Here is a 5,214-nt window from a genome sequence, read left to right as displayed (position 1 = left end):
CCCCCGCTGAACGCATCGCCAGAATCGTCGTCGGCGCAGCAGCCGTAGTCGCAGCTGTCTTGCTCCTCCAGGACGCCGGCTCCGGCCTCGCGGTAGTCCTTAAGGCCCTGCTGGGCCTCGCCGGGCTCGACCTCGTGGTCACCGGCGCGACCGGCCACTGCCCGCTGTACAAGAAGCTGGGGCACGTCCCAGCATCACTGAAAGGACGACCGTCATGAGCACCACACCGAACGGCGACCGCCCGCTGGTTCACTGGCACGACGAGACGTCCACGGCAGCAACGACAACTGAGCAGATGCCTGACCAGCCCGACGACCGACCCTCGGACGAACCTCACGGTCATGGTCGCGGTCACGGTCTGATGATGCTGCTCTGCTGCGTTCCCATGCTGCTGATCGTCTTTGCGCTCGTGGCTACCGGCGCTGCCGGCACGGGCGCCATCGCCTACGCACTCCTGTGCACGGCCATGATGGCCGCGATGATGTTCTTCATGCCCGGGCATCGGCACTGATCAGAACAGTTTACCCCACGGGGGTATATTGTTCCTCGGCCGACAACGCCCATCTCGACACGCCTAGCCAACGGAGTCCGGCTCGGCCACCCACGGCCATGACCCTTTTCGCGGCAGGATCGCCGGTTCACCAGCCTGCCGAAGGGAGGCGGGTCGGTGCGCGGTCGGTTTCTGGGAAGCGGGGACCCCGGTAGGCGCTGGGACCCACTGCGACCGGTTCTCTGTACCACAAGCTGCTTCCGCGATCCTCGCGGCGGCGGTGACCACCGTTGTTTCTCGTACGGGCATGCTGTCGGTGTCGGACAACGCCACGGTGGCGCGCCCCGCGGCGCCCGAGGATCAAAGAGATTCGGCGACCCACCTAGCCGGGTGGGTGTTGCTACTCATGGGTCCTCATCCACAACGTCTCCAAGCCGTCTGTCTGACACCGTACGGGTGGCACGTCCATCAACATTCGGGCCCGCTTCGACCAAACCCGACTTGACGCGGTCCTCGCTGGCACGATGCCTATCGACGCACCGACCAGGGGTCTGGGCATGACGTCAGGCGCGTACCCCGGGCGTCATGTACCCCGGGCGTCATGCGTGCGGGCACAGTCGTGCCGAGATCGGCGACGAGGCGTTGGTCAGTGCAGATCTCCCACCCGAGACTGAGCGCCGGCAGCCCTACCGGGGGGTTTCGGCGCTGGCTGGACCGATGTCGGGCAAGCGACCCGGTTTCCGTGCGGTAAGACACATTCCGTCGGAACCTTGATCAAACGTTGAGGAAATCGACGTCGTTCATGAGGGGCCGGAGCCGCAGGGTGTGGAGATGGCGGATCAGGGGCGCGGTCGCCGAGCCGCCGTCCACCGAAAACGACCAGGAGTCCTTCATGACCGACAGAGCGTCCACGGCACAGGGCACACAGGCGGACCGTATCCCGCGGTGTTACAAGAGCTGGCGAGTTGTCGTTCCTGTGGTGGCAGCGGCCGGTATCGCCGCGGGCGTGCTTGTTGCCTTCGTTCTGAGCGGCGATCGCGAGCCGGTGGCAGGGTCATCCGGAGTTCCCGGCGGTGCGTCGTCCCACCTGGGGATGGTCGCTGGGACGGTGTGGGTTGCGAACGAGGACGGCGCGAGCCTCAGCGCCATCGACGCGGCCAGCAACACGGTGGCCACCACGGTCAAGGGCGTGGAGGGGCCGCACAACGTGCAGGTTTCGCCGAACGGCAAGAGTGTCTGGGCGGTCAGCGGTCATGACTCGCTGGCGGTGATGTTCGATGCCTCGTCCCTGCAGCTTCATGGTGTTGCAGCAACCGGCGGCGCGCCCGCGCACGTCGTCCTCACCCCCGACGGCCGAACGACGTACACAACGAACGGTGCCGACAACACCGTGACGGCGATCGACTCCGCGACGATGGCCCCTGTGGCGGAGATTCCGGTGGGGGCCGGGCCGCACGGGTTGCGCCCCAGCCCGGACGGCCGGCGGGTGGTCGTGGCCAATGTCGCAGGCAGCACCCTCACCTTCATCGACACGGCGAACAACACCAAGATGGCGGACGTCGAGGTTGGAAAGGCGCCGGCCCAAGTGGCCTTCTCGCCGGATGGCGCCTTCGTCTACGCGTCGGTCAGCGGCGAGGACGCCGTGGTGAAGGTCGATGTCGCGACCCGCAAGGTCCTGGGCCGGGTGGCGGTGGGGGATGGGCCGATCCAGACCTTCGTGACCCCGGACGACCGGTACCTCCTGGTCGCCAACCAGGGGCGAGAGGACCAGCCAGGCACGACGGTGTCGGTCATCGACACCACGACGTTCACGGTGGCCCGAACGGTCGAGACCGGCCAAGGCGCCCACGGGATCGTCGTGGACCCCTCGAGCCGTCACGCCTACGTCACGAACCTGTACGGCGACGATGTCGCCGTCATCGACCTCGAGGAACTGCGCGTTGTGGCTCGCATCCCCGTGGGGGACAAGCCGAACGGAATCAGCTTCTCGCCGATCACCGTGCCCGCCCAGAAGGCCGTCAAGCTCGACGTGCCAGACCCACATGGCGGAGCCGAGCCGAACGCGCCCATGGCTCACTGACTGAACGGAGTGGATGAGCATGAGAGTCTCACTTCTCGCCAAGGTCCTCTCTCGTCACCGCGAGCTCCGGCGGCGCGAGTCATGGACCCGCCCTGAGCTGCTGGCCCACCAACAGCGATCGCAAGCCGCACTCCGGAACTTCGCCTTCAAGGCGTCGCCGTTCTACCGGCGGTTTCACCAAGGGCTCGGGGGCGCCCCTCTGAGCGAGCTTCCCGTCCTGACGAAGGCGACGCTCATGGAGCACTTCGACGAGGTGGTCACCCACCGGGGCATCGAGCTGGAGGACCTACGGTCCTTCCTGCCGCGGATGGCCGCTGGCGAACTGTTCCGGGGCAAGTACTACGTGTCCGCGACGTCGGGCACCACCGGGGAGCCGGGGGTGTTCCTCTGGGATGCCGATGAGTGGGCGGGGGTTCTGGCCTCGTACAGCCGCCCCTACGCGTGGGGCGGGGTGGACCCCCGCCTGACGCGTCGAACCAAGATGGCGGTCGTCAGCTCCACGACCCCGTGGCACCAGTCGGCACTGGTCGGCGCCACCGTCGACAGCCCCTTCATCCCCACGCTCAGACTCGACTCCGGGACCCCGGTCGACGAGCTGGCCCCACTCCTGCAGGCATTCCGAACCGATGTCGTCGTCGGCTACGCCTCCGTCCTGGGGCTGCTCGCTGCCGAGCAGCTGGCGGGGCGACTCGCCATCTCGCCACAGGCAAGTTTCAGCTCGTCCGAAGTCCTCACAGACCGCACCCGTCGCCTGATCGAGAGCGCCTGGGGTCATGAACCGTTCGGTGTCTACGCGGCTACCGAGACCGCCGGTATCGCCGCCGAATGCGAGTACCACAGCGGCATGCACCTGTTCGAAGACAGCGTCATCACCGAGGTCGTCGATGAGGACTACCGGCCGGTGGCCCTCGGCGAGTACGGCGCAAAGGTGCTGGTGACCGTCCTGGGGTCGCGCCTGCTGCCGCTCATCCGGTACGAGATGGGGGACAGCGTGCGGCTCTCGCCGGCGGATCCCTGTCCGTGCGGCCGCCCCTTCGCCCGGCTCGACGGTATTCAGGGCCGGGAACAGGAGGCACTGCGGATGGTGCGGCCCTCTGGGGGACATGTGGTCGTGCAACCGGCCGTCTTCCACAACGTCATGGACACCGTCCCAGTGACCGCGTGGCAGATTGTCCAGGACGCCAACGGACTCACGATCCTGGTCGTTGGTCTAGCGACACACAGTGACCCCGGTCGTATCGCGAGATCAGTGGGCGAGGCGTTAACCCGGATCGGCACGGCCCAGACGTCCATTCGCGTGGAACGAGTCGACGCCATCCCCCGCACCAGGCTCGGCAAAGCCCCTCTGATTCGATCTGCGGCGGGGTCCTTGAATACTGGCAACGATCCACTCTGATGCTCCCTCGCGGCCCCCTCCAGAGGGTGTGCAGCAGCCGCACGCAAGGGCGGCTTCGTACCCCTCGGACGTAGTTGGCGTCCTGCTCGACGTCCACCGCCAGCGGTTCTCCTCACCGCGTTGCACGCAGCTGCCCCTGGGTGGCCCCGTGATTCGGCTGAGGAGTTTGGAAAGCCTTCGTCCTCGATTGCTGCCCGATGGAGGCGTCGTCAGTGGGCCACTGGTCTGAAGCGTTGTCAGGCTGGCCGCGATCGTGCGGAGTCACGTCGGACCGCCATGGTGGTGCGAGCCGAGCCCACCTCTCGCGCAGCCGGCGCGGTCGCTGCGCCGGGACACTGCCGGTCGGTCACCCGCCGGTCCATGGCTGCACGAGGAGCGCCGCGTGCATCTGCTGACGGATGCCCAGGAGGACCAGCGCCACCACGAACGCTGCGAGCAGCGGCCACCTCATCTGACGGGGGAGCCGAACGTCGTACCAGATGCCGGCGGTTACTCCTAGCAGAATGCGCAACGTCAGGGCTGCCAGGCCGAGCGCCAGGGGGAACACGACGGGGTTGTACTCGGCAGCAGCTGCGAAGTCACCAGAGGCCAGGAAGAATGTTGCGCGAGTGCCCCCACAGAGGGGGTCCATAATCCCGATGCGGTGCAAGGGACCGTGCAGATCTACTGTCGGCACCCCCGCCGTTCGCAGCACCGCCGTGCTCAGGATGATCGCAGCCATGAACCACGACAGCACCGGATGCAGGTCTCGGGGCGATCGCTGGAGCACACGGCAATTATGCCGCCTCAGCGGTGCGTGCTGCCCTGCGACCCGCTTAGGGCGCGCCCGGGGCGCCAGCCCGCCACGGGACGGTAGCCGGGGGAGGCGAACCTTCATCGATCCATGAGCATTCGGACGGTGAGCGCTTCATGAACCAACGGCACTGTGGGGAGTGCGACCCCGGGCTGGCGCAATCGGTGCGATTGGCCGGGTGGTCGCACCAAGGAGTAGGTCATGACACAGTTTCTGCAGCAGAACTGGGTGTGGGTCATTCTCATCGGGGCCATGCTGGCCATGCATCTCGGGGGCCACCGACACGGTGGCCAATCCGGGCACGGGGTGAGGCACGCCGGATGCGGCGGCCACGCCGCACACAGGCCGTCCGGCCGCGAGGAACAGCAGGATCACGGCCCGGCAACCACACTGCAGACGGACCCGGATCCCAGCCGCACCGCGACCCGGTCGCCATCGGCCCGCGATGCCTCATA

The 5,214-nt window shown here is 67.3% G+C and carries 6 protein-coding genes; 5 read left to right on the top strand and 1 reads right to left on the bottom strand.

Annotated features, from left to right (window positions below; all coding sequences use genetic code 11):
- From N801_RS20475 to N801_RS18500, 4 genes are all read left to right on the top strand, one after another.
- Positions 1-218 (top strand): YgaP-like transmembrane domain (locus tag N801_RS20475; protein WP_156996913.1); only part of this gene is annotated, 218 nt, incomplete at its 5' end.
- A complete protein-coding gene (locus tag N801_RS18510; RefSeq protein ID WP_052113303.1) occupies positions 215-511 on the top strand; it encodes a hypothetical protein in 297 nt (98 codons plus the stop codon). The genes N801_RS20475 and N801_RS18510, both read left to right, overlap by 4 nt.
- Positions 512-1,382: 871 nt before the next feature.
- The gene (locus tag N801_RS18505; protein WP_245618511.1) at positions 1,383-2,570 is read left to right on the top strand and encodes a YVTN family beta-propeller repeat protein; all 1,188 of its coding nucleotides are present in this window, start codon (positions 1,383-1,385) and stop codon (positions 2,568-2,570) included.
- Between the two features lie 235 nt (positions 2,571-2,805).
- The gene (locus N801_RS18500) at positions 2,806-3,966 is read left to right on the top strand and encodes a phenylacetate--CoA ligase family protein (RefSeq protein ID WP_156996911.1); all 1,161 of its coding nucleotides are present in this window, start codon (positions 2,806-2,808) and stop codon (positions 3,964-3,966) included.
- Between the two features lie 346 nt (positions 3,967-4,312).
- Here N801_RS18500 and N801_RS18495 read toward each other — a convergent pair whose 3' ends face one another.
- Positions 4,313-4,735 carry a DUF2752 domain-containing protein gene (locus N801_RS18495; protein WP_211254759.1) on the bottom strand — a complete coding sequence of 141 codons (423 nt, stop codon included), beginning with the start codon at positions 4,733-4,735 and terminating at the stop codon, positions 4,313-4,315.
- Between the two features lie 225 nt (positions 4,736-4,960).
- Here N801_RS18495 and N801_RS21430 point away from each other — a divergent pair.
- Positions 4,961-5,214: hypothetical protein (locus N801_RS21430; protein WP_035940784.1), on the top strand; the 254-nt coding region annotated here is incomplete at its 3' end.

Source organism: Knoellia aerolata DSM 18566 (assembly GCF_000768695.1).
Lineage (GTDB): Bacteria > Actinomycetota > Actinomycetes > Actinomycetales > Dermatophilaceae > Knoellia > Knoellia aerolata.
This window is presented reverse-complemented; position numbering and strand designations above follow the sequence as displayed.

Coding starts and splice junctions, on each gene's coding strand:
- N801_RS18510 (WP_052113303.1), top strand. CDS start 215: ATGAGCACCACACCGAACGGCGACCGCCCGCTGGTTCACTGGCACGAC.
- N801_RS18505 (WP_245618511.1), top strand. CDS start 1,383: ATGACCGACAGAGCGTCCACGGCACAGGGCACACAGGCGGACCGTATC.
- N801_RS18500 (WP_156996911.1), top strand. CDS start 2,806: ATGGAGCACTTCGACGAGGTGGTCACCCACCGGGGCATCGAGCTGGAG.